Below are 25,134 nucleotides of genomic sequence, written 5' to 3' on the forward strand. Positions count from 1 at the left end.
ACGGCGAAATCGACCTCTGGATACTTCCTAACCGGCGGAAGACACCACCCCCCAAAGCCGGCAAATCAACATTTTCCAACACCGCGCCCGGCTAGGCCAATCCCAGCATCCTCTTCTTGTTGTTCGCCCAGGTCCGAATCACCTGGTCCGCCGCCAACCCGATAAACGCCACACAAACCCCCAACACCAACCCGACCCCGGTCCCCTGCGGATCCGAAATTGCCTTTAGAATCAATTGCCCAAGGTCGGTCGTGCCGATGAACGCGCCGATGATGACCATGAACAGCGCGAAGATGACGGTCTGGTTCAGCCCCAGCATGATATGCGGAAAGGCCACCGGAAACTCGATCGAGACAAGCCGCTGAAACCGCGACACCCCCGCCATCGAGCCCGCGTCCTGCAGCACCTCGGGAATGCTCAGCAACCCCTCGATCGTGTAGCGCGTGGCGGGCACGGTGGCATATGCGATGGCCGCGATGATCACCGACGTGTCGGTGATCCCGAACAGGAGGATCACCGGGATGAGGTAGATGAAGGACGGAAACGTCTGGAAGAAATCGCACAGCAGAAGCGCCATCCGGCTGGCATGGGCATTCTGTGCGCAAAGCGTCCCGACGGTCACCCCGAGAACCGCCGACACGATCACCGCGAAAGACGCCATGTAGGCCGTGATCAGCGCCCGGTCCCAGTATTCCGAGAACGCGATGAACAGAAGGTAAAGCAACACGATCACCGCCGACCGCAGACCCGCCAGGATATAGGCCATCCCGCCCACCAGCAGGAAGGTCGCTGCCACCGGCATCGCCAGGTAGGCGTCGCGCATCGGCACCAGCACGCTGGAAATCAGGAACTTGTTGAAGCTGTTCAACGGCTCGAAGAACGCGTTCCAGATCCAGTCGACAAGCCCCTGCCAGAACGTCTCTGTCGTCAGGCCCTTGTTATGTGGGATCTGGTGGAGGTAATTGAAATCCTCCCGGAAGATGACGCTTCCCAGCATCGCCAGAAGTGCCCCCGCAACCAGGATCCCGGCGCCCAGGAGAAGGGCCGTATGCCGCTGCAGAAACGTCCGGTCGGCAAAGTAATCTGTCTTCCGGTTGGCCCAGGCGATCGACACCTTGTCGAGGAACACCGCCATCAGAACGATGCAGATGCCGATCTCGATTCCCGTCCCGATCTTCAGCGAATTGAGCGCGATCATCAGGTTCGACCCCAGCCCTTTTGCTCCCACGAACGAGGCGATCACCGTCATGGCAAGGCATTGCATGACCACCTGGTTGACACCCAGAAGCACGTCGCGCTTGGCCGCCGGAATCAGCACTTTGAAGGTAAGCTGCCTGTTGCTGCACCCCGTCATCAGGCCGGCCTCGACGACATCGTTCGGCACGCCCTTCAGGCCGAGAAGCGTCAGGCGGACCATCGGCGGAGTCGCGAAGACGATCGTCGCCACGGCGGCCGCATGGTCACCCACGCCGAACAACACGATCACCGGAACGAGGTACGAGTAATGCGGCATCGTCTGTGCCACGTTCAGGAGCGGGTTCATCGCCGCCTCGACCACGCTGCTCCGGTAGCACCAGATTCCCAGGCCCAGGCCCAGGAGCGCGGCGGCCGGCGCCGTGATCAGCACGAAGGACAGGGTTTGCATCGACGGCTCCCACTGTCCGAAGATCGCGATGAAACAGGTGGTGGCCGCCCCCAGCACGGCAAGGCGCATCCCCTCGAGCCGGTATCCCAGAAGGGCGGCCCAGCCCGCGACCACGGTCCAGGGCAGGGCGGGCCAGTAGACCCATTCATGCTCGTTTATGAAATCCCACCCGGTAAAGGCGACGATGGTGTTCACGCCCCCCAGCAGCACTTCGCGCACGAAATTGATGACGAACAGCAGCCCGTCGGACACGCCGCGGGTGACCTCCCGCAGCAACGGTTTCTGCTCGTAGAGGTCCATGATCGGGTCATAGACCGGGATCGGCATCCACTCGAACAGCATGTATTGAACGGCATCGTTGATCGCGTAGGGCAGCGCCTTCAACAAGGGCGGCAGCCGCCACAGCGGGTTCGACTCGCCCGGATCAATGAACGCGCACAAAAGCAGGAAGACCGCGACCAGCAGGACGCTCATCGCCGGTTTCGAGCGATACCACGGGGGGCGCATCTCCGGTGCTGCGCTCATCCTATGCCCCGTCCGCCGACCGGTGCCCGGCACTCGCGCCGAAAAGCACGCTCAGCACGTGCGACGGGTGAAGCACCCCGACCAGCGCGCCGGAGCCGTCGACCACCCCGACCGGCAGTGACTGTCCGAGTACATCCTCGGCCACGTCCTCGATCAGCGCGTCGCCCGGCACCCGCAGCTCTCCCGGTGTCTCGCCCGCGGCGGGCGCTTCCATCACGCTTACGACACGCAGCACCTTCTCTCGCGGCACGTCCTCGGTGAACTTGCGCACGTATTCCGTCCTGGGGTTCAGCACGATATTGGCCGGCGTATCCAGCTGCTCGATGATCCCGTTCTTCATGATCGCGATCCGGTCGGCCAGGCGCAGCGCCTCGTCGAAATCGTGCGTCACGAACAGGATCGTTTTGTGCAGGACCTTCTGAAGCCTCAGAAACTCGTCCTGCATCTCCTTCCGGATCAGCGGATCGAGCGCCGAAAAGGGCTCGTCCAGAAACCAGATGTCCGGCTCGATCGCCAGTGAGCGGGCGATGCCCACCCGCTGCTGCTGACCGCCCGACAGCTGTCGCGGAAAGTAGTTCTGCCGGCCATGCAGCCCGACCAGCTCGATCATCTGCATCGCGCGGTCCATGCTCTCGCGCGTCTTCCGGCCCTTCACCTGAAGCGGAAAGGCGATGTTCTCCAGCACCGTCTTGTGCGGCAGAAGGCCGAAATTCTGGAAGACCATCCCCATCTTGTTGCGCCGCAACTCGATGAGCTGCTTGTTGTTCATCGCCAGCAAGTCGCGCCCGTCGACGATGACCTTGCCCGCCGTCGCTTCCGTCAGGCGCGAGATACAGCGCAGGAGGGTGGACTTGCCCGAGCCGGACAGGCCCATGATCACCAGCAACTCCCCCTCGCGGACTTCGAAACTGGCGTTGTTCACCCCGACGATACAGTCGGCCTCCGCCGCCGCCTCCGGGGTGATGTAGCCCTCCGCTGCATTCACCAGCCGCTTCGCGTTCTTGCCGAAGACCTTGAAGACGTTCTCGCAGCGAATGGCGACCGGCGTCGTCCCGGCATCCGGGATGTCGCGGGTGGAACCGGCGGGTGTCCCGGTCGGTGATGGAGTCATGTAAGCCTCGGATGGTTGCTGCTGCTCTGAAAGCCTGGGCGCCTGCGGAAATCGGCCTCCGCCCGGCACGGGCAGAGGCCGTCAGCCACACCGGGGTAACCAGCGCCCCGGCAGGGCAGGGAGATCAGTTCGCCCCGTCGAGCACCGATGCCGTCCACGGCTTCCAGACCTCTTCATTGTCTGCAAGCCACTTCTTGGCGGCGTCCTCGTGGGTCATCTTGTCCTGGTCCACGAGGGCGGCCATGGTACCGATCTGATCCGTGGTGAAAGACACCTTGGTGAAGGCCGCGTAAGCCTGCGGATGCGTCACCGGGAACCGGAAATTCGCCGCCTTTTTCAGCCAGCCGCGCGGCGAGCCGCACCCGGTTGTGCTCATGTCGCCCCCGTCGATGATCCGGCAGCCGTCGAAATAGGGCGGGAACTCGATGAAGGTGAAGCCCTCGGCATCCGTGAAGTTCGGCGTCCAGTTGAAGATGATCGTGCCTCGCCCCTCTTTCTTGGCCGCCTCAAGCTCGACCCAAAGCGCATCGCCCGTGCCCGCGAACTTGACCATCCACTTGTCGTCCAGGCCCAGCCCCTTCAGCCGGTTCGGCATCACGTCGCCATGCCAGCTTTGCGGACCTTCAAGCCAGCGGCCCTTGCCGCCGGAATCCGGGGTGGCGAAGTTCTCGTGGCAATCCTTCAGCGCTTCCCAGTTGGGAAGGCCGGGGCAGAGGTCCTGCTCGATCACCCAGTTGGGCACGCCCATCTCCTCGAGCGTTTCGGCCGCGTGCGTGCCCGCATCGATGAGGCCGCCCTTTTCCATCGCGTTGTAAAAGGCGTTCTGGTGCGTCGCCTGCCAGACCTCGTGGCCGATGGTCAGGTCGCCGTTCCGGATGGCCTCGAAGGCCGCCTGGTTGTCGACGGGCACGTATTCGACCCGGCTGCCCATCTCTTCGAACATGCCGCCGATCACATGGGCCATGACGATCTGGCTCGACCAGTTCTTGATCGGGATCTTGATCGGCTCGCTGCTGTCTGCGCTGACGGGGCCGGCGACCGACGCGACGGCCATCGCCGTGGCGGCGAAAAGGCCGCGCGCGGCTTGCTTGGATATTGCTTGAATTCTCATGAATGACTCCCTGTGTATCCGTTCCCTTGGTTCCGCGCGGCGCAAATGTCGCGCACGGTCCAGTCCGGTAAAGCCGCCATCTGACCTGTCGGCAGATACGCATCTCTCCGCGTCAACCAGAATGAACAGATTAAAACACCAATCAACAATTTTTTGTCTTAAACTGTCCAAAACACCCCATGTAAGCAACAATAACCAACAAAATGATTTGAGCGAAGGCCGTTTCGCGCTTACAACTCAACGCAGGCAACCGGGCCCGGCGGCGAATCCCGACCTGCATCCCGGGCACGATTCGACAGATAGGAGAGGGCGCATGACCCTGTTTGATCCGGCTTCAAGTCGATGGGGGCACCTGGTCGAGCCCGGCATCTCCCTCTGGCAGCAGGGCAAGGAACGCCACGAGTTGACCAGCCGCCAGGTCGCGATCCACTCGCTCTCGGAAGGCGACCGCCTCGACATCCTCGACGTGGACGGCGCCCGGCCATGCTACCTATGCTTCTTCGACCATGCGGGCCGTGCCGAGCCCGCAGGACTGGACAGGGTCGCCGGCGACCCGGCACCGACCTCCCTCGACTGGAACGACCTGGCCGACGGGCTTGACCCCGGGGCCCGCGCCCGCCTAGCGGCCTTCCACCGCCGGGCCGCGACACCCGCGTTCGCCCTCTTTCCCGACTCCTCGGCGCCGAACCGTCACTACCAGCTCGTCGCCAACCAGCCCGGCACCTGCCTCCTCGTCGCGCCGAGCCCGGAAATGACCGTTACCGGCGATCACGCGCCCGCCACGGTCGAATTGCTGATCACCCGCCGGAGCCCCCGCGAAACCCTCTGGGGCAAGCCGCCGGAGCCCCTGGCCGATCCGTTGCAGGATATCCACGTGCCGCACTCCTCGGCCGTGGAGTACGAGGTCCGCGCCGGCGAGTTCATCCAGATCATCGACCTGTCCGGCCGGCAATGCTCGGATTTCCAGGGGCTCACCCTGCGCGGGCTGGACAAGGGGCGCGAACTGGAGATCGACCACACCACCACCCGCTCGCTCAATGGCAACGCCTACCCCGGGCCGGGCCTGCATTCCAAGTTCTTCAATGTCGACCAGGAACCCATGTTCGAGGTCATCAGGGATACGGTCGGCCGCCACGACACGTTCGGGCTGGCCTGTTTCGCCCGCTTCTACGAGGAGATGGGCTATCCCGGCCACATCAACTGCACCGACAACATGAACGCGGCGCTCGAGCGCTACCAGGTTGGCCCCCGTGTCGGTTGGGAGGCGGTCAACTTCTTCTTCAACTCCCGCGCCGAACACGACAATTCCCTCAGCTTCGACGAAGCATGGTCCCGTCCGGGCGACTACGTCCTCTTGCGCGCCCTGACGGATTGCGTCTGTGTCTCGACGTCCTGTCCGAACGATCTCGATCCCGCGAACGGCTGGAACCCGACCGATATACAGGTGCGGACCTACAGCGAAAAACAAGTCTTCTCAAAATCGGTGGCCATCAGAATGACGCCTGACTCCTCCCCGAAACTGACCCGCGACTCCGCCTTTCATCCCCGAACCTCGGAGATCGCGAAAGAGTTTACCGACATGGCCGGGGTTTGGCTGCCGGCAAGCTATCGCAACCACGGCGCCATCGCCGAATATCACGCCTGCCGCGAGGGGGTGATGATGATGGACATGTCGTCGCTGCGAAAGTTCGAGGTGACAGGCCCGGACGCCGAGGCGCTGCTGAACCTCGCGCTGACCCGCAACGTCGCGAAACTTTCGGTGGGGCAGGTGGCCTATTCCGCGATGTGCCACGAAACCGGCGGGATGATCGACGACGGCACCCTGTTCCGCCTCGGGCAGGATCTCTTCCGCTGGGTCTGCGCAGAGGATTACTGCGGCGTGTGGCTGCGCGAGCTTGCCGAGAAGAACAACTTCAAGGCCTGGGTGAAATCCTCGACCGAGGTGCTGGCGAACATGGCGGTGCAGGGGCCGATGAGCCGCGATACCCTGCGCAAGGTCATCTGGACGCGCGACAACGAGACGCCGCTCGACGGGCTCGACTGTTTCCGCTTCTCCGTCGCCCGGCTTGGCGGTTTCGATGGTGCGCCGCTCATCGTGTCGCGCACCGGCTATACCGGCGAGCTTGGATACGAGATCTTCTGCCATCCGAAACACGCGGTCGCGCTGTGGGACGCGGTGGCCGACGCGGGCGCGCCGTTCGGCATCACGCCCTGCGGCTTCGACGCGCTGGAGATGATCCGGATCGAGGCTGGGCTGGTGATGGGCCACGCCGAATTCGACGGCTCGGTCGACCCGTTCGAGGCCGGGATCGGCTTCACGGTCCCCCTGAAGTCGAAGTCAGCGGATTTCGTCGGCCGGGCCGCGCTTGAAGCTCGCAAGCAGAACGGGCGCGCCTGCCTTGCCGGTCTGGAACTGTCCGGAAACGAGGTGCCACGGCACGGCGACAAGGTCTTCGCCGGCCGCGCCGAGATCGGCGTTGTCACCAGCGCCACGCGCTCGCCAATCCTCGACAAGACCATCGCGCTCTGCCGGCTTGACAAGACCCACGCGCAAACAGGCACGCAGGTCGAGATCGGCAAGCTCGACGGCCATCAGAAAAGGCTGATAGCCAACGTCGTGCCCCAACCCTTCTACGACCCCGAAAGGCGCCGGATGAGGGGATAGCGAGGCGATCACGTCACGCGTCCGCGCCTCGTGCTGCGGATGTCCGGCAGGCGTGAGACGTATCGAGCCCGCACATCCATGCCGGGTGGCGACGTTCCGCGACCCGGTCTCCCCAGAGGTCTGCGAAGCGGACGATCCGAGCCCGTTCATCCCGGTCGAGGAAGAGCCCGCCGAAGGCCCGATGGACAGGCTGTTCGAGGCGTTCGCGAACCAGGAATGACACCAAGACCCACGCTGCGCTGAGTGTTCGGCGGCGCCTTGCATCGCGGCCAGCCTCACCCCATCGCGACCGAATGCAGTGTCTCCTGTCATGTTGTTTCGCCGGCGCGCTGTTTGGCAGCGAGTCGCGGTCCCGATTCCTGACTGTCGGCCCCACGTGACCTGAATTGCGCAATGCCGTCGGCCCTCCCGACGACCACGCTGAGGTCCCGTTGCCGAATTGGTCAAACCGGGTGCGCTGCATCCCGGCCGGGCTCAATTGGCTTCAGGATTTACGAGCGTTTCACCGCGTCGCGAGGCTAATCCGCGTTCGGTGCGCCGTTGGGCGCGGCAGGCAGAAACGATATTAGGTAACAAATGCCCTAAAAAAAGGCATTTTGAATACGAAGATCAGATAAAAATACGGAAAAGGGAAATGAAAAACGAATTAAATGCGAAAAACGAACTTGACAGGCATTGGTCCGGTATTGAAGGTTCGTGGGAAATTCATGTTTGAGATGCCAGTCAGCGGAGGACGCCAATGAAAATCGGGATGCTTCAAGAGGGCGAGATCATGCCCGGTGTAAGCTACGCCCAGCGCTACGAGGAGATGATCCGCGAAGTCGCGCTGGCCGATGAAATGGGCTTCCACTGCTGGGGCACGTCCGAACAGAAATTCAGCCCGCCAAGGTTCACGGTCTCTGCGCCGGAGGTGCTCTACGCCGCCGTGGCGCGGGAGACGCGCAACATCAAGCTGCGGATCATGTGCTCGGTTCTGCTGCAGTGGAACCATCCCCTGATCGTGGCCGAGCGGCTTGCGACGCTCGACATCGTCTCGGGTGGCCGGGCAGAGCTGGGCACGGCGCGGTCGAACAACCTTCACACGCTCTCGACCTTCGGGGTGGAACCCAAGGACACCAAGCCCATGTGGGCGGATTCGCTGGAGGTGCTGGCCAAGACGATGGCCTCGCCGAACGTCAGCCATGACGGGCCCTACTGGTCCTTCGAAGAACGCGAACTGGTCCCCTACTACGTCAGCAAACCCCATCCGCCCATCTACGTGGCCGCCTCCTCTGCCGCGTCGTGCAAGGAAGCCGGACAGCGCGGCATCGGCGCCATCCTCTTCGAAAGCTATTTCGGCTTCGATTACATGCAGGGCTGCATCGACGCCCATGCCGAGGGCGTGGCGGAAGGCACCACCATGTTGCCGGATCGCGTGGATACGATGGGGCTCTACGTGGCCTCCGCCTTCTGCGACCGCTCCCGCGCCGACGCCATCGAGAAGGCCAGTGACGTGGTGCTGGGCTATGCCGGCTTCATCGCCGATCTCTACGCCCCGCTCGCCAAGAACAGCTCTTACGAATATCTCGACGAGCACATGGCCCGTTTCCTCGAGAACCAGGCCAACATGGATTTTCTCGTATCCGGCACGCCGTCCGTCATGGTCGGCACGCCCGACGATTTCATCGAGCGGCTGAAGGATCTCGAGGCGCGCGGCATCGACGAGGTTCTGCTGCGCATCGACGGTATGCCGCACGACCAGATCATGGAGTCGATCCGCCTGATCGGGGAAGAGGTCATTCCCGTCTTCAAGGACGACGCGACCAGCCCGAAGATGGAGGTCGCGACCTCATGACTTCGGATAGTTTCGGCGCCGCCGACACCATCGTTCTGGGCGGGCGCGTGATCTCGATGCACCCCGGCATCGGCGACCATTACCAGGGCGTGGCGCTCAAGGATGGCCGGATCATCCGCCTGATCCGCCGCGACGACGTGGCCGAGATGTCGGGCCCGCAAACCGCCCTGCACGACCTCGGGGATCGCCCCATCCTGCCCGGCTTCGTGGATGTTCACGCCCATAGCGAGGTGCTTTTCCGCACCTCCTTCGCGACCATCGACTGCCGTGCGCCGGAATGTTCGGCCGTGGCTGATGTATGCGACGCACTGGCAACGGGCGCGCAGGGCACCGACCGGGGCGACTGGGTCGTGGGGCAGGGCAACCTGTTCTTCGACCGCAAGCTAAAGGAAGGGCGCCTGCCCACCCGCGCCGAGCTGGATGCCGTTTCGACCGACCATCCGATCGCCGTGCGCGCCGGCGGGCACATAACGGTGCTCAACAGCAAGGCGCTGGAGGTGTCGGGCATCGACCGCGATTACGTGCCCCCGGATTATTCCGTCACCGGCCCCCCGCAGGTCGAGCGTGATGGCAATGGCGACCCGACCGGCATCGTCAAGGAAATGGACGCGCTTCTGCCCCTGCCGGGTGTCGAGAAGTCCCGCCTGAAAGAAGCCTTCAAGGACGGGCTCGAACGGTATTTCACGCGCTACGGCGTCACCACGATCGGCGAGATATCCGAGACCATCGACGGCATCCAGACCTTCGACGAAATGGCGCAGGCAAGTGAACTGCCGCTGGCCTACCGGGTCTACCTCTGGGCGCCGGGCACGATGAAGCTGGAAGATGCCTGCAACTGGCAGGAGCATTTCAGCCTCGGTGCCTCGGCCCATGACATCCGCATCCAGGGGCTCAAGCTGTTTGCCGATGGCGGCTTCTCGGCCCGCAGCGCCGCGGTGACCTGTCCCTATCTCGGCACAGATGGCGCCTGTGGCGAGATCGCGTTCGCCAAGTATTTCTTCCGCCGCGCGGTCGAGCTGACGCAGGGCAACGACATGCAGCTTTCTGTGCATGCCAACGGCAACCGGGCGCAGGAATGGCTGTGCGCCCGCCTGCTGGAACTGGGCGGCGCGACGTCGGGCAAGACCCGTATGCGGATCGAACACGCCGCCAACCTGCTGCCGCGCCCCGAGACGATGGACTGGTGGGCGCGGGCCGGGATCATCCCGGTGCCGCAGGCGGTGTTCCTCTACACTTTCGGCGAATATTTCGAGGATTACCTCGGCGAGTTCGGCCGCGAGGGCCGGTTCCAGTTCAAGACCCTCATGGAACAGGGCTGGCGCCTGAATGCCTCCTCCGATGTCTGGATCGGGTCGGAGCGGGAAGCCACCAACCCGATGTTCTCGATCTGGTGCTGCCTGAAACGACAGGCCTACTCGGGCAAGTTCATCGACCCCGAAGAGGCGTTGACGCTCGACCAGGCGCTGCGCATGCACACGCTCGATTCCGCCGCCGCGCTGGGCGAAGACGACGTGCGCGGCTCGCTCGCGCCGGGCAAGATCGCCGATATCATCGCGCTGGAACGCGACCCGTTCGAGGTCGAGGTCGATGACCTCCGCACCCTCCCGGTCGATTTCGTCATGGCCCGCGGGCGGGTTGTCCGCAACACCACGGCCGGGGCGCCGGCATGACCGGGGCGGGCAACATGATGGATGCGGTCGAGGCGCGCGACATGGGCGGCCCGGACATGGAAGCGTTCAAGGCCGCGATGTCCGACATGCCGGCGGCCGTGACCGTTGTCACCTGTCTCGACTTGGGTGAACAGCCCATCGGCACCACGCTCTCTGCCGTCTCGTCGCTGTCGCTGGCGCCGCCGATGATGCTGGCCTGTTTCGACGTGGGCTCCAACACGCTCAAGGCCCTGCTGCCGGGGGTGGATTTCCTGATCCACGTGCTGGCCGAGGGTCAGGAACAGATCGCCTACCGCATGGCCGGCAAGGGTGCGCAGAAATTCGACGCGCTCGACTGGGCCCTCGGCCCGCGCGACTTGCCACAGATCGCGGGCTGTGCCGCGGTGATCCATTGCAGCGTCGGCCAGCGCGTGCCCGGCGGCGACCACGTCATCGTCACCGGAAACGTCCGCCGCGTCACCCGAAGCGACGCCGTTCCACTGGTCTATCACCGTCGCGCCCTCTTCCCCATTCCGATGCAAAGCCAGGAGGCAGCCCCATGAAACGCGTCATCGTCAATTACGGAATGCCCACCGACACCGCGGCGTTCGACAAGCACTACGCCGAGGTACACACGCCGCTCACCAAGGCCATGCCGCACCTCAAGAGCTTCGAGGTCAGCCGTGGCGAGGTGGTCAGCAGCAGCGAGGACGAAAAGGTCTATGTCACCGCGATCCTGACCTACGAGACCCAGGCGGATCTGGAGGCGTCGATGGCCTCTCCCGAGGGGCAGGCGGCTGTCGAGGATCTCGGCACGCTGGCAACCGGCGGCGTCACCATCCTGACGATCGAAACCGAAGAACTGATGTGACCACACAGGCAGGAGACCCCAGATGAATATTCACACTTCCATCGAGAATTTGCTGTCCGACGACGCCCGCGCCTTCCTGGCCAAGCCGAAGCAGATGCTGATCGGCGCCGAATGGCGCGACGCGCAATCGGGCGACACCTTCGATACGATCGACCCGGCGTCGAACACGCTGATCTGCAAGGTCGCCCATGCCGGCGAGGCGGATGTGGACATGGCCGCCAGGGTCGCGCAGCAGGCGCTCGAAGGCGACTGGGCCAGGTTCACGCCCGCCGACCGCGAAGCCGCGATGCGCCGCTTTGCCGACCTGATCGAAAAGAACTCCGAACTGATCGGCCAGATCGAGTCGCTCGACAGCGGAAAGCCGGCCGAGCATATCAAGTTCGTCGACGTGCCGCTTTCGGTGGGTGCGATGCGCTACAACGCCGGGTTCCCCTCGAAGATCCAGGGCGACACGCTGCCCGTGACAGCGCCCGACATGCATGTCTATACCCGGCGAGAGCCGATCGGCGTGGTGGGCGCCATCGTTCCGTGGAACTTCCCCATCTGCCAGGCCTGTTTCAAGCTCGCCCCGGCGCTGGCCGCGGGCTGCACGGTGATCCTGAAACCGGCCGAGCAGACGCCGCTCTCCGCGCTCATCCTTGGGGAACTGGCGCTCGAGGCGGGCATTCCCGCCGGTGTCATCAACATATTGCCCGGCCATGGCGAGACGACCGGACAGGCAATCGTCGATCACCCGGGCATCCACAAGATCGCCTTCACCGGCTCCGAGCCCGTGGGCAAGATGATCGCGGCACGCGGCGCGGCGCATCTCAAGCATGTCTCGCTCGAGCTTGGCGGCAAGAACCCGAACATCATCTTCGCCGACAGCGACATCGAAACCGCCGCGGCGACGGCGGCGATGGCGATCTTCTTCTACAGCGGACAGGTGTGTACCGCGGGCTCGCGCCTGCTGGTCGAGGAAAAGGTCTATGACCGCGTCGCCGAGATCGTGCTGCAGGAGGCCGGCAAGGTCGCGGTCGGTCACGGCCTGCAGCCCACCACCACGATGGGGCCGCTGGTCTCGGCCGAACAACTGGAACGCGTGTCCTCCTATGTCGACACCGCCCGGGCCGAAGGGGTGGAGGTCAGCTACGGCGGCAACCGCTGCGGCGGCGACCTTTCCGGCGGGCATTTCCTTGAACCCACGGTGCTGTCCAACGTGCCCGACGACAGCCGCGTCGCGCGCGAGGAAATCTTCGGCCCGGTTCTGGCGATGCAAAGCTTCAAGGACACCGACGATCTGGTCCGCCGTGCCAACGCCACGACCTATGGTCTGGCCGCCGGCATCTGGACCCATGACCTGCGGAAGGCACACCGCACCGCTGCCGCGCTTCAGGCGGGCACCGTCTGGGTCAACACCTACAACCAGTTCGACGCGGCAGCGCCCTTCGGCGGGTACAAGGCATCGGGCTACGGCCGCGACAACGGCATGGCCGGGATCGACAAGTACCTCCAGACCAAGGCGGTCTGGGTGAACTACGGCTGAGCTTCGTAGAACGAATGGACCGGCTCGTCGCCCGACGCGCCGGTCCGGTTCTTCAGATGGACGGGAAGAAGGCGCTTGTAGTGCAGGTTGGTGTAGATGAAAACCTCGGTGTCGCGGATGCCTTTCAGCGGGCGGATCTCCCTGTCGAGGAGATCCAGCAAGCTGGCCTGCGAGGTCGTGATCGCCTCGGCGAAGATGTCGAAACGGCCCGCGCAAATCGTCACGTAGGAGATGCTGGGCATCGCGGCGAGCGCATCTGCCACGTCCGTCAGCCGCGTATCGGGCGAGACCTTGATCGCGACCCACGCCATCGTCCGGTCGAGCAGCTTGAGCGGGTTGAGGATCGCCATGATCCGAAGCTGCCGGTTCTCGATCATCGCCTGCACCCGCTGGCGAATCTGCCCTTCGGACGCGCCCAGCTGTTCGGCCACGGCCGAAAAGGGCATGCGCCCGTCGACATTGAGATGCGAGGCGATGGCCTTGTCGGTCGCGCCAAGCTCGATATCGCGAACGCCGCCGTCCCGCTCGGCTTCGGTGTCGATGATGCGCGCCTGCTGGTAATGCAGGCTGAAATAGGGGAAAAGCTCTACCCCGGTGATCCCGCTGATCGCGCCGATCTGCGTTTCGATCGTGGTCTGCAGCTCCTGCATGTCGCGCGCGATGATCTCGGCGAAGATGGCGTAGCGGCTGTTGGTCAGCACCACGTAATCGATGGTGTCGATCCGTGCCAGGGCGTCCGAGATCTGGGTGCCCAGCGCCGGCGAGTTGATCGTGATCGCCGCCAGCGCACTGACCGAGTAGCCAAGCGCCACCGGCGACACGAGCGCAACGATCTCGATGACCTGCTGGTCAAGCAACGCCCGCGCGCGCGTGCGCACGGTCTTTTCCGTCACCCCGATATCCTGCGCGATGGCCGCATAGGTCCGGCGCCCGTCCTGCTGCAGGTGCGAGATGATCCGGCGGTCGGTTTCGGTCAGCGGCAGACTGCCCAGAAGACCGGGGTCGCTGGGGGGCGCCGTCGGTTTGCGGGCAGGGGTCTTCGGGGGCATGGCGCTCGGCCTCGGCTAGACGCGTTCGACTGTCCCGATACTCCGGGAGCGCCACGCGATGCAACCGAAATACGGAACACGAACCAGAGGCGGTATGACCTTTCCGGTAAACCATCCGGAAATCGAAGTGGAAAACCGTCATGGACAGCCAAAGACAAATCAATGAAATGAAACCAACAGGAGACCAGAACATGACGAAACACTTCCAGATATCAACGCTGGCCATCGCCGGATTGCTCGCACTCACGGGCGTCCCGGCCGCCGCCTTCGAACCGGAAAGCGCCGACCCGATCGTGCTGCCGCTCAATGAATGGACCGGTCAGCATGTCACCACGCGGATCGCGGGCGAGACGCTCAAGAAGATGGGCTACAACGTGGAATACGTGACCGCCGGCTACGTCCCCCAGGTGCAGGGCGTCATGGATGGCAACCTGACCGTCGCGATGGAAATCTGGGAACAGACCATCCAGGAACATTTCACCCGCGCGATCGACAGCGGCAAGGCCGTGGACCTGGGCGAGACCGGGATCGACAGCAGGGAAGGCTGGATCTACCCCGCCTACATGGAAGAGCAGTGCCCGGGCCTGCCCAGCTACGAGGCGTTGAAGGAATGCCAGCAGATTTTCGCCACGCCCGAGACCTTTCCCAAGGGCCGCCTGCTGGATTATCCTGCCGACTGGGCGCCGGACAATGACAAGCGGCTCGAGGCGCTCGGCCTCGACTTCGTCGCGATCCCGTCGGGCTCCGAAGGGGCCGCCGCGGCCGAGTACAAGGCCGCCGTTGCCGCGAAACGCCCGATCGTGATGATGTTCTACTCCCCCCACTGGCTTTTCGCCGAGGCGGACCCGCAATGGGTCGACCTGCCCGAATCCACCGACGCCTGCTACGAGGATGCCAGCGCCGGCCCGAACCCCGATGCCACGCATGATTGCGGCTGGCCCGCCGGCTGGGTGCGCAAACTGGCCTGGGCCGGAACCGAAGAGAAATGGCCGGGCGCCTACCGGTTCCTCGATGCCTTCCAGATCGACAACGCGATCCAGGAACAGCTGGTGCTGGAAATCGACGTCAACGGCGTCTCGCAGGAAGACGCCATCGCCGCCTGGATGGAGGCCAACACCGACACCTGGCAGGCGTGGATCGACGCGGCCACCGAGTAAGTGGAAATGCCACCGGCGCGGGCCAGCCGCGCCGGTCCGGCCCGAATACCGAGACGAGAGAGACATGCAGCCCGTGAACGCCGCCGCTTCCCCCATCGATGAACCGGACCTCGCGCCGGTAAAGCTGTCCTGCCGCGCGTTATGGAAGGTCTTCGGAACCGATCCGGAGCAGGTTCTCGCGAACACGTCTGACACCGGCGGCCGCCAGTCCCGCATTCGTGCGATCCGTGAAGCGGGCCATATTCCCGCCGTCTCCGATGTCAGCTTCGATGTGCGCGAGGGCGAAATCTTCGTTCTCATGGGCTTGTCCGGCTCGGGCAAGTCCACCGTTCTTCGCTGCCTGTCACGGCTGGTCGAGGCGACGGCGGGCGATGTCCTCTTCGAAGGACAGAACCTCGTCGAACTCGACGACAAGGCGATGATCTACATGCGCCGTCACAAGATGGGCATGGTGTTTCAGTCATTTGGCCTCTTGCCGCACCTCACCGTGCTGGAGAACGTCGCCTTTCCCCTGAAGATACAGGGCGTTCCGCTTCGGGAACGCCTCGACCGTGCGCGCGAGTTCGTGTCGCTCGTCGGGCTTGAAGGGCGCGACGCGGCCATGCCGGACGAGCTGTCGGGCGGGCAGCAACAGCGTGTCGGGATCGCCAGGTCCCTTGCCGTCAACCCCGAGCTCTGGTTCCTCGACGAGCCGTTCAGCGCGCTCGACCCGCTCATTCGCGGGCAGATGCAGGACGAGTTCGTGCGCCTCCAGTCGCAACTTGGCAAGACCATCGTCTTCGTGACGCACGACTTCCTCGAAGCGCTCAAGATCGCCGACAGGATCGCCATCATGAAAGACGGGCAGGTGGTGCAGATCGGCACCCCCGCCGACCTGGTCCTCAGGCCCGCCGACGATTACGTGCGCAGCTTCACGGCCGACGTCCCTCTCGTGCGCGTACTCAAGGTGTCGGATGCCACGGTGCCGGGGCCGGTGACGCCGGAGACAGGGCTTGCGGTCGCGCCCGAAACGACGCTCGAAGACCTTTTCGCCATGCATGACTTCAACGCCGGTGACGTGTCGGTGCGCCACGCGGACGGAACCGTCATGGGCCGCGTCACCTCTTCTTCCGTCATGTCGATCCTGCACCGGGCAATGATGCGCGACCATGGGTCCAAGGACGAAAGGCCCGGCGGATGAGCGACGCCATGACGACGCTTGTCGACCGCACCGCGCTGCCGACCTCCCACCGTGCGTACCAGCTCTACTGGGCCTGCGTGGTGATCGCCATGGCAGCGGTCACGCTGATCGGTCTCCAGTACGGCTGGTTGCGCGACGTGCCCGAGGTGCTGACGATCCCGGTCGCGGAATGGATCAATGTCGCCATGGCCGCCATCGTCGACCGGACCCAGCCCGCGTTCCGCGCGCTTTCGTGGCTTCTGGCGCAGCCGATGCACGGGCTGCAGGCGGTTCTCGCCCTGTTGCCCTGGCTGACGGTGGCCATGGCCTTCGCCGGGCTGGCCTGGGTCGCATCGGGCGCACGACTCGCGGTCTTCGCGGCAGCCGGCTTGCTGCTGACGGTGCTGCTCGGGTACTGGACGGAAATGATGAATACGCTCGCGCTGGTGGGCGTGTCGGTGCCGCTGTCCATCGCGCTGGGCTTCGGCCTCGGCGCGGCCGGCTTCCTGTGGCCGCGCTGCCGCCGCGGCCTCGACCTGCTGCTCGACCTGATGCAGACGGTGCCGGCCTTTGCCTACCTCATCCCGATCCTTCTGCTCTTCGGCTTCGGCCCGGTCGTGGGCCTCATCGCCAGCGCGATCTATGCCGCGCCGCCGATGGTGCGCAATACGATGCTGGGTCTCTCCCGCGTTCCCGAAGGGCAGGTGGAAAGCGGCAAGATGGCCGGGTGTTCCCCCGCACAGCTTTTCTGGCTGGTCCGCCTGCCCGGCGCGATGCCACAGGTGCTCGTGGGCGTGAACCAGACCACCATGCAGGCGCTGAGCATGGTCATCATCGCGGCGATCATCGGCGGCTTCGACGATATCGGCTGGGCGGTGCTGACGGCGCTGCGAAAGGCGCAGTTCGGCCAAAGCCTCATGGCCGGGCTCTGCATCGTCTTCCTTGCGGTGATGATCGACCGGATCACGCTCGGTTTCGCCGAGAAGGCGCGGGTGCACCGTGGCCGTGCGCCGGTGCCGCTGCTGCGCCGGCGCTGGGCCGGCGTCGCGCTCCTCGTGCTGCTCAGCCTGCCGGTCGGGCTCGCCCTCCCCGCGCTGAACGAGGCGCCCGCAAACTCGGTCATCGCCGTGGCGGAGCCGCTCAATGATTGGCTGGAACAATTCCTGATCACCCACGGCGCGCTCCTCGCAACGCTCAAGACGCAGTTCTTCTATGTCGTCATGTTCCCCCTGCGCGCTGGGCTGGAAAATGCGGTCACGCCATTCACCTGGGGTATCGAGCTGACGCCGACCCTGATCGGCGCATACTGGGCGCTGGCAGCCCTTGTCACGCTCGGGCTCGGCGCCCGCTCCTTCGCGCTGGGCTGTGCCGCGCTCTTCGTGTTCTGGCTTGGCTATTTCGGCATGACGGGAGTTTCGTGGGTCGCGTTGACGCTGTTCATGATCGCGCTGGGCGGGACATTGGGCGGGGTTCGCTCGGCGCTTCTCTGCGCCTCGACCTGCCTGTTCTTCGTCCTGACCGGCCTTTGGGACCTGGCCATGCTGTCGATCTACCTTTGCGCCATGGGTGTCGTGATCTCTCTCGGTCTCGGCGCGATCATTGGCGGGCTGGCGGCCCATTCCGGCCGCCTGTCCGAAATCGTCCGCGTCGTCGTCGACACGCTTCAGACCATGCCGCAATTCGTGCTGCTGATCCCCTTCCTGATGATCTTCCAGGTGGGCGAGTTCACCGCCCTGCTGGCCATCGTGATCTATGCCGTCGTTCCGGCGATCCGTTACACCGAACACGGGCTTCGGAAGGTCGACCCCGGTATCATCGAGGCCGCGCGGCAGATCGGCTGTACCCCGTGGCAGATTCTCTGGCAGGTGCGGGTGCCCTTGGCCCTTCCGGCACTGGCGCTGGGAATAAACCAGACGATCATGTTCGGGCTTGCCATGCTCGCCATCACCGCGCTTGTGGGCACGCAGGATCTTGGCCAGGCGGTTTACGTCGCCTTGTCACGCGCCGATGCGGGGCAGGGGCTTCTGGCCGGGCTGGGCATCGCGGCAATCGCGCTGACCTCTGACAGGCTGGTGCGCGACTGGATCGTCCGGCTGCAGACGCGGCGGCCGGTGCCGGACGCGGCAATGGGCCCGAAACCGGGCCCGCGGTGACGGACGAACAAGGAAGGATCATGACCGTGACGCGCGAAGTCTCAGGCGTGGAAGGCCAGCCGGTCTTCTCCACCACGGAACAGCTGATAGAGACGGCAAGATCCGGCGGGATGTTCATCCTCGTCGATCACGAGGATCGCGAGAACGAGGGCGACCTGGTCATCCCCGCCGCCTTTGCCGATGCCGCGGCAGTCAACTTCATGGCGCGCCACGGCCGCGGCCTGATTTGCCTCGCGATGGAAGCCGGCCGCATCGAGGCGCTGGGCCTGCCGCAGATGTCGGTGCGCAATTCCTCGCGCTTCGAGACCGCCTTCACCGTCAGCATCGAGGCCCGCGAAGGCGTCAGCACCGGTATTTCCGCCGCCGACCGCGCCCGCACCATCGCGGTGGCCATCGATCCTGCAACCCAGCCCGCCGATATCGCGACGCCCGGCCATGTCTTTCCGCTCAAGGCCCGGGACGGGGGCGTTCTCGTCCGCGCCGGGCACACCGAGGCGGCGGTCGACCTGGCGCGGCTTGCCGGGCTGACACCGGCCGGGGTGATCTGCGAAATCATGAACGCCGACGGCACGATGGCGCGCCTGCCGGACCTGCTGGCCTTCGCGGCACGGCACGGGCTGCCCATAGGCACGATCTCCGATCTCATCTCCTACCGCCGAAGGCATGACAACCTGCTCACGGAACTGGTGCGCGACAGGATCACCTCCTTCATCGGGGGCGAATGGACCATCCAGGTCTTCGAGGACGCGCCGGGCGGCGCGGAACACATCGCGCTTTCGCGCGGCGATATCTCCGATGGGCGCCCGGTGCTGACGCGGATGCACGTGATCGACCCGCTCGAGGATCTCCTGGCGCTGAACCCGACGCGCTGGAACCAGGTGGCGGATTCGATGGTGGAAATCACCCGGGAAGGCCGCGGCGCGATCGTCCTGTTGCGCGACGCGGCGCGGAACCTCATCTCGTCGAAGTTCAAGGGGCCCGTCACCCCGCGCAAGACGCAGCGCCGCTATGGCATAGGTGCGCAGATCCTGCGTTGCCTCGGCGTGCGCAAGATCGTCCTTTTGACCAATTCCGAGGCCCCGGATTTCGTCGGCCTCGAGGGGTATGACCTTACCCTCGTGGGCACCCGCCCGATCCCGCGGGTCAGTCTCGATTGAGGCCAGGGCGCCGTATCCTCCGGCTTGAAAGCTGAAATCGCCTCCCATGCACACCGTTGGGTCGTGCGGCTCGTACAGCGCGAGAGGGGGCTCATCATCCGGGTAAGGCAGGCGAGGGGAGACATCGTCAATCGCGCTCATCCCCCCGGTGCTTCACGAACTGACCCGGCGCGCCGATACTCAGAACGTGTTCACCGAAATGCCGACAAAGGTTTCGTCGCTCTCGATCTTGTGGCCAAGGCGCAGGCTGGCCTTTGTGTTGGGGATCCCGAACGCCAGGGCGGCCACCGTGTCACGAAATCCGTCGTCGTCGCCAAGATGGCTGAGTTCGAAGGTCACCTTGGGGTTGCGCAAGCCGAAGGCGGCCAGGGCGAAGTAGCTGAGGTCGATGGTCGAGAACTCGCCCAGCAGGAAGACGCTGCCGAAGCTGGTGGGCTGGTAATGCTCCGCCACGAGCCGCAACCCGCCCTTCAGGGTGTCGAGCCCCTCGTGCTGAAGCGTGGGGCCGGCGCGGAAGGTGACGGGCGTGCCAAGATTGAACTTGTAGGTGACCGAAAGGTTGAGGTCTTCGGGTCCGGTGTAATCGCTGTAGACCAGCCCGAAGGCCAACGGGCCACGCTCGACCGACAGGACGGCGGTCGTCGTGTCCGGCCCTGTGTCGAACTGGAAGAACTCGCCATCCGCCCGCACGTCCGTCGCCGCGAACATCATGGGTATGGCGGCAATGGCGAGCGTGGCGCGCCGCTTTCGATGTGTCACCTCGATGGCCCTGTCCTGCCTGTTCCTCGTGTCGCAACGGGAGCCGCGTGCCTGACTGGCAGGCCATGTGCGGTTTGGTCCGCCACGCGAGCCGGTATACGTCCCATTTCGTTGACACGAAGCATACCTTCTTTGCAAGCTCAGGTATAGCCGGTTCCCGCTTGGCCAGCTCAAACCACATGGACCGGGCGGATCACTTGCACTATCGATAGGATGGGGTGGATTGGCTGTGCGGTGCGATTTCAAGCCGGGCTTCCGGCAAGGTTGGATGCGAGCAGGACGATGAAGATATTCTGGAGACTATTGTTTGGCCTCGCGATGGTGGCGCTTGCGCTCTGGGTCATCGTGGGAGAGCAGATCACCGGGGCGAGCGCGGATGCGACCATTAATGCACGCCTCGTCACCGTGCGAACCCCCATCGCCGGCGACCTCAACCTAAGCGCGCGGGCGCTTGGCGCTTCGCTCGATCGGGGTGAAGTTCTCGGAACGGTACAGGATCAGCGCGTCGACGCGGTTCGGCAGGACGATCTGGTGATGGAGGTGCGCCTCGCGGAAGCCGCGATCGCGCGCCATGCGAGCCTGCGGGACGAGACCGCGAAAATCATCGAGGGTCTCGAGGCCCGCGCACAGACATTCCGCACCCGGCGTATCGCCGAAATTCGCCTGCGGCTCGATTTCGCACGCGAGCGGCTGAACCTGCTTGAAGAGGGCGTCTTTCCGCCGGCCTTCGATATCGCGCCGCCTGCCGACGCCGGGGTCGAACGCGGGGCCGAGCCGGACGTGGCGGGTTTGCAGGAGCTCTGGATCAACGCAGTCCTGGAAAGGATCGCGGTCCTTGAGAACGAGCTTGCCGCTGCCGAGGAAGGCGCCTTCCTGGGTGATGGCTACAACGATGCCCCGAATGCCCAGCAGCGTGTCGTCGAACTGGAAAGCGAGATGGCCGCGCATTCCGCACAGCTTGCCGAGGCGGAAGCGCGGCGCGATGCCTACACCACGCGCCTTGAAACCGAACGTCTCAGAACGAACCGCGCGGGAACCGTGGAAATCCGCTCGCCCGTGGCCGGACGGCTCTGGGAGGTGCTGGAGGCCTCGGGCACCAACGTACAGCGCGGCGATCCGGTCGCGCGCCTGCTCGATTGCCGGTCGGTGATCGTTACGGCCTCCGTCACCGAAGCTGTTTATAACAGCCTCGCCGTCGGACAGGAGGCGGTCTTCCGGCCCTCGGGCGGCGGCCCGACCTTCGAGGGCACGGTGGTACGCCTCGCAGGCGCGGGCGCGGCCACGATCTACCGGCACCTGGCCGTGGCTCCCAGCCAGCGCCACCTGCAACGCTACGACGTGGCAGTCTCGGTGCCGGGGATGAATGCCGACCAGACCCTGGGCTGCGCAGTCGGCCGCACGGGCCGGGTCTTCTTCGACCGGCGACCGCTCGACTGGCTGCGCAGCATCGGGCTTTGAGCGATGCTGTATCTGGGTGAGACCGGGGCAAGCTACATGCACCTGCTTCTGGTGGCCGGCCTTGCGATGCTGGTGCCCGTTTTCGCCGACCCGGCCCGTACACTGCACCGTTCCGTGCTGCTGGCCGTGTCGGTTCTGCTTGCCCTGCGATACATGTGGTGGCGGGCCACGGAAACCATCGCGCCCCTTGGCCTGACATGGGACTGGGCCGCAAGCTGGTCGCTTCTGGCGCTGGAGATGGCCGCCGTCTTCGGGTCGATCTCGGCCTTCGTCATGCTCTCGCGCACCAAGGACCGGAAGGACGAGGCGACCCGGAACCTCGCCTGGTGGGGAGAAGGCCCCGCGCCCCGCGTGGCGATCATGATCGCCACCTATAACGAGGAAGAGGAGGTGCTCGACCGCACCGTCGTGGGCGCGCTCGGCCTGCGCCACGAGAACAAGACCATCCACATCCTCGACGACGGCAAGCGCGACTGGCTGCGCGACTATTGCGAGAAACGCGGCATCGACTATATCCGCCGCCCCGACAACCGCGATGCCAAGGCCGGCAACATCAACCACGCGCTCAAGGTCATGGCGGATGATCCGCCGGATTTCATCGCCGTCCTGGATGCGGATTTCGTGCCGCATCGCGGCTTCATCAGCCGCACGCTCGCGCTCTTCAAGGACGCCACCGTGGGCCTTGTGCAGACGCCGCAGCATTTCTTCAACGCCGACCCGATTCAGCACAACCTGAACCTCTCGCGCTCCTATCCCGACGAGCAGCGTTTCTTTTTCGACACGATGCAGGCCTGCCGCGACGCGTGGGACATCGCCTTTTGCTGCGGCACCTCTTCTGTAGTGCGCTGGCAGGCCATCCAGGATATCGGCGGCTTTCCCACGCAGAGCGTGACCGAAGATTTCATGCTCACCGTGGTGTTGCAGAACGCGGGCTGGCGCACGGTCTATCTCAACGAGGCGTTGACGGAGGGGCTCGCGCCGGAGGGGTTGAAGGAATACATCACCCAGCGCGGGCGCTGGTGCCTCGGGATGATGCAGATCGCGCGAAGCCATGTCGGCCCGTTCTCGCGCTCGAAAATCCGTCTTCGCGACCGCTGGAGCGTGCTGGACGCCGGTATATACTGGCTCACCACCTTCCCGTTTCGCATCGCGGCGCTCGTCTATCCGCTGCTCTACTGGTATTTCAACATCATCGTGGTCGACGCCCGCGTGCCGGATGTGCTGAGCTATTTCGGCGTCTATTATCTCTGGACGCTGGTGGCCCTCAACCATGTCTCACGCGGCAACGTGGTTCCCATCATCAACGACGTCAGCCAGCTCGTCGGCGCCTTCCAGATCAGTCAGGCGGCAATCGTGGGGCTTTTCCGCCCGCATGGTCACCCGTTCAAGGTGACCGCGAAGGGCGGCGACAGGAGCCGGATCCAGGTGCAATGGCGGCTGATGGCGCCGTTCGTGGCAATGCTCGTGCTCACGCTGATCGGGGTCAGCCTCGGAATGGTAAGTGATCGGTTCGCCTTCTTCGATGCGGGGGATGGCAAGTCCGTTGTGCTGTTCTGGACGCTCTACAACATCTTCGTGCTCGCTTTCACGATCATCGTTTGCATCGAGCTGCCCCGCAAGGAACGCCACGTCGCCGACGCGCCCGAAAGGGCCGAGCTCGTCATCGACGGCAAGACGCGGGAGGTCTGGATCACGGCCCTGACCAGCAGCGATGTGCGCCTGCGCGGGCTCGAGCTGCCGGCAGGTGCGCACGTGAACCTTCGTGTCGCGGATGTCGGTACACTGGCCGCGGTAAGCCTCGGCCATGCCCATGACGGCTCGCGCCTGCAGCTTCTGACGACGCCCGAGCAGGCCGATGCGCTCGACCTCAAGCTCTACGCCGAGGACAACGTGCCCGGTATCGCGGGTGCGCGCAGCCTGCTGTTACTGCGCGACCTCGCTCGCCGTCTGGCCTTCACCCGCTAGGTCCGGCCAAGGTCGCTCCCGGTCGTATCATCCGCACGCGTTCGGGCGCCATCGCTCAGTCGCGCGAGCGACGCCGCAAGTTTCGCGGCCTCCGCCGTGCTGCGTGTCTCTTCCGGGTACGCGGTCTCGCCGCGGCTGATCCGGTCGGCGGTGTCCGTGAGCCGGATCATGGGCTGCAGGAATACGGTCGTGAAGACGAAACAGGCAATCGCGAAGATGCCTGCGGCGGCCAACCCCAGCGCCACGCCATGAGTCATGATCGTGTGCCGCGTGAACGCGTAATCCGAAACGTCGATCCGCGCCACCATGCGCCAGCCGAAACTGGGCAGATCCTGATAGGCAATCTCCGGCAACACGACCGACATGTAGGTCGTTCCGTCTGGCCATTCCTCCTCGCCGATCATCGCCGCACCCGCGCCGGCCGAGCGAATGGCGCTCACCGACAGGGCATCGCCATCGAGTGGCGCGGTTGAAACGGAGACCTGTCCCTCCGGGCCGACAAGGAACACGTCCATCCCCCGCGTCGCGGCTGCTTCGGCAAGATAGGATTGCAGCCAGCCGGCATCGATATGCACGGCCAGAACACCGCGCACCTGTCCGTTTTCGTCGGTCACGGGGTGGGCGAGGTCGATGAATCGCAGCGGGTCCGTCGCATCCGGTGCGAGAATGGATTGCAGCAGCTTGGCTTCGTGTACATCACCGGCATAGTTGCCGTTGAGCCCGGCGGCGAACCACGGGCGCTGCGCCACCGACTCGCCCTCGAGCAATCCGTTCGCGGCGAATCTTACAATCCCATCGGTTCCGGCGAAGCCCGCCCACGAGACGTTCTTGCTGCCTGCCACCCCTTCCAGGAAAGCCCGCCCCAGTTCGGGTTCGATATCGGCGATCTGGTCTGCGAGAACGCCGAGTTCCTCCCATTCGGCATGCAATCGCCGCCCCAGTTCGAGCGCCAGCGAGGCCGAACGCGTCTTCACCGCGCGTTCGAGCGCCTGCGTCTGGGTGGTCTTCGCGAAATCCGGAAGCACCACGAGAATGGCCGCGGTCAGGGCAATGACACCGGCAAACATACAAGTATAAAGGGCGGTTCTGAGAGACATGGGTACCATTTTCCACACAATCACGACATCACAGGCTCGTCGGTTCCCGGATCATACACCGATTATGAGGCAACACTTAGTCAACCCGGGCGCCTGGCTTCCATTTTTCTCGCCATGCGCGGATGGGACCGTGGTCGGGAACGCAAAAACCTCCGCGATGTCACGTCGGGCGGTGCAGGATCACGTGTTGGGCGTGGCGACGAAGATCGCAAGCTTATCGCTCTCACAGCGTGCCATCTTGGTA

General features: G+C 64.6%; 20 protein-coding genes. 14 read left to right on the top strand and 6 right to left on the bottom strand.

The window, feature by feature from the left end; translation table 11 throughout:
* Window positions 1–91: 91 nt before the first annotated feature.
* The 3 genes from QUV18_RS18370 to QUV18_RS18380 all read right to left on the bottom strand — a co-directional run bounded on the left by QUV18_RS18370 (window position 92) and on the right by QUV18_RS18380 (window position 4,392).
* Window positions 92–2,170 carry an ABC transporter permease subunit gene (locus tag QUV18_RS18370; protein WP_300895549.1) on the bottom strand — a complete coding sequence of 693 codons (2,079 nt, stop codon included), beginning with the start codon at window positions 2,168–2,170 and terminating at the stop codon, window positions 92–94.
* Between the two features lies 1 nt (window position 2,171).
* A complete protein-coding gene (locus QUV18_RS18375; protein WP_300895550.1) occupies window positions 2,172–3,281 on the bottom strand; it encodes an ATP-binding cassette domain-containing protein in 1,110 nt (369 codons plus the stop codon).
* 124 nt (window positions 3,282–3,405) lie between these two features.
* A complete protein-coding gene (locus QUV18_RS18380; RefSeq protein WP_300895551.1) occupies window positions 3,406–4,392 on the bottom strand; it encodes an ABC transporter substrate-binding protein in 987 nt (328 codons plus the stop codon).
* Window positions 4,393–4,705: 313 nt separating this feature from the next.
* On the opposite strand from QUV18_RS18380, the gene QUV18_RS18385 reads away from it, so the two are divergent.
* The 8 genes from QUV18_RS18385 (at window position 4,706) to QUV18_RS18420 (ending at window position 12,936) form a co-directional block, all read left to right on the top strand.
* Window positions 4,706–7,057 (top strand): aminomethyltransferase family protein, encoded by a 2,352-nt coding sequence (locus tag QUV18_RS18385; RefSeq protein ID WP_300895552.1) that lies wholly within the window; start codon window positions 4,706–4,708, stop codon window positions 7,055–7,057.
* 52 nt (window positions 7,058–7,109) lie between these two features.
* Window positions 7,110–7,277: a hypothetical protein gene (locus tag QUV18_RS18390; protein ID WP_300895553.1), complete on the top strand. Its 168-nt coding sequence runs from the start codon at window positions 7,110–7,112 to the stop codon at window positions 7,275–7,277.
* Window positions 7,278–7,496: 219 nt separating this feature from the next.
* Window positions 7,497–7,772 carry a hypothetical protein gene (locus QUV18_RS18395; RefSeq protein ID WP_300895554.1) on the top strand — a complete coding sequence of 92 codons (276 nt, stop codon included), beginning with the start codon at window positions 7,497–7,499 and terminating at the stop codon, window positions 7,770–7,772.
* 24 nt (window positions 7,773–7,796) lie between these two features.
* Entirely contained in the window at window positions 7,797–8,891 is a 1,095-nt protein-coding gene (locus tag QUV18_RS18400; RefSeq protein WP_300895555.1) for an LLM class flavin-dependent oxidoreductase, read from the top strand.
* Window positions 8,888–10,561, top strand: a complete 1,674-nt coding sequence (locus QUV18_RS18405) for an amidohydrolase family protein (RefSeq protein WP_300895556.1) — start codon at window positions 8,888–8,890, stop codon at window positions 10,559–10,561. The genes QUV18_RS18400 and QUV18_RS18405 overlap by 4 nt, the downstream gene beginning before the upstream one ends.
* Entirely contained in the window at window positions 10,558–11,103 is a 546-nt protein-coding gene (locus QUV18_RS18410; protein ID WP_300895557.1) for a flavin reductase family protein, read from the top strand. Before QUV18_RS18405 ends, QUV18_RS18410 begins: the two co-directional genes overlap by 4 nt.
* The gene (locus QUV18_RS18415; RefSeq protein WP_300895558.1) at window positions 11,100–11,411 is read left to right on the top strand and encodes an EthD family reductase; all 312 of its coding nucleotides are present in this window, start codon (window positions 11,100–11,102) and stop codon (window positions 11,409–11,411) included. The genes QUV18_RS18410 and QUV18_RS18415 overlap by 4 nt, the downstream gene beginning before the upstream one ends.
* Before the next feature lie 22 nt (window positions 11,412–11,433).
* Window positions 11,434–12,936 (top strand): aldehyde dehydrogenase family protein, encoded by a 1,503-nt coding sequence (locus tag QUV18_RS18420; RefSeq protein WP_300895559.1) that lies wholly within the window; start codon window positions 11,434–11,436, stop codon window positions 12,934–12,936.
* On the opposite strand, the gene QUV18_RS18425 is transcribed toward QUV18_RS18420, so the two are convergent.
* Entirely contained in the window at window positions 12,927–13,985 is a 1,059-nt protein-coding gene (locus tag QUV18_RS18425) for an Lrp/AsnC family transcriptional regulator (RefSeq protein ID WP_300895560.1), read from the bottom strand. The genes QUV18_RS18420 and QUV18_RS18425 overlap by 10 nt on opposite strands.
* Before the next feature lie 191 nt (window positions 13,986–14,176).
* Here QUV18_RS18425 and QUV18_RS18430 point away from each other — a divergent pair, with 191 nt between their 5' ends.
* From QUV18_RS18430 to ribB, 4 genes are all read left to right on the top strand, one after another.
* Window positions 14,177–15,142, top strand: a complete 966-nt coding sequence (locus QUV18_RS18430; RefSeq protein WP_300895561.1) for an ABC transporter substrate-binding protein — start codon at window positions 14,177–14,179, stop codon at window positions 15,140–15,142.
* A gap of 64 nt (window positions 15,143–15,206) precedes the next feature.
* Window positions 15,207–16,322: a betaine/proline/choline family ABC transporter ATP-binding protein gene (locus QUV18_RS18435; protein ID WP_300895562.1), complete on the top strand. Its 1,116-nt coding sequence runs from the start codon at window positions 15,207–15,209 to the stop codon at window positions 16,320–16,322.
* Window positions 16,319–18,454: an ABC transporter permease subunit gene (locus QUV18_RS18440; protein ID WP_300895563.1), complete on the top strand. Its 2,136-nt coding sequence runs from the start codon at window positions 16,319–16,321 to the stop codon at window positions 18,452–18,454. The genes QUV18_RS18435 and QUV18_RS18440 overlap by 4 nt, the downstream gene beginning before the upstream one ends.
* Before the next feature lie 20 nt (window positions 18,455–18,474).
* Complete coding sequence (ribB, locus tag QUV18_RS18445) at window positions 18,475–19,611, top strand: 3,4-dihydroxy-2-butanone-4-phosphate synthase (RefSeq protein WP_300895564.1); 1,137 nt, start codon at window positions 18,475–18,477, stop codon at window positions 19,609–19,611.
* A gap of 180 nt (window positions 19,612–19,791) precedes the next feature.
* Here the strand turns inward: ribB and QUV18_RS18450 are convergent, their stop codons facing one another.
* Window positions 19,792–20,370 (bottom strand): hypothetical protein, encoded by a 579-nt coding sequence (locus QUV18_RS18450; protein WP_300895565.1) that lies wholly within the window; start codon window positions 20,368–20,370, stop codon window positions 19,792–19,794.
* A gap of 282 nt (window positions 20,371–20,652) precedes the next feature.
* On the opposite strand from QUV18_RS18450, the gene QUV18_RS18455 reads away from it, so the two are divergent.
* Both QUV18_RS18455 and QUV18_RS18460 read left to right on the top strand, forming a co-directional pair.
* Entirely contained in the window at window positions 20,653–21,828 is a 1,176-nt protein-coding gene (locus tag QUV18_RS18455) for an HlyD family secretion protein (RefSeq protein WP_300895566.1), read from the top strand.
* 3 nt (window positions 21,829–21,831) lie between these two features.
* Complete coding sequence (locus tag QUV18_RS18460) at window positions 21,832–23,793, top strand: glycosyltransferase (RefSeq protein WP_300895567.1); 1,962 nt, start codon at window positions 21,832–21,834, stop codon at window positions 23,791–23,793.
* Here QUV18_RS18460 and QUV18_RS18465 read toward each other — a convergent pair.
* On the bottom strand, window positions 23,790–24,860 hold the full coding sequence (locus QUV18_RS18465; protein ID WP_300895568.1) for a cache domain-containing protein: 1,071 nt from the start codon (window positions 24,858–24,860) through the stop codon (window positions 23,790–23,792). The two genes, QUV18_RS18460 and QUV18_RS18465, sit on opposite strands and share 4 nt — an antisense overlap.
* Window positions 24,861–25,134: the final 274 nt, after the last annotated feature.

Origin of the sequence: Roseovarius sp., from assembly GCF_030373445.1 — a bacterium.
Classification (GTDB): Bacteria; Pseudomonadota; Alphaproteobacteria; order Rhodobacterales; family Rhodobacteraceae; genus Roseovarius.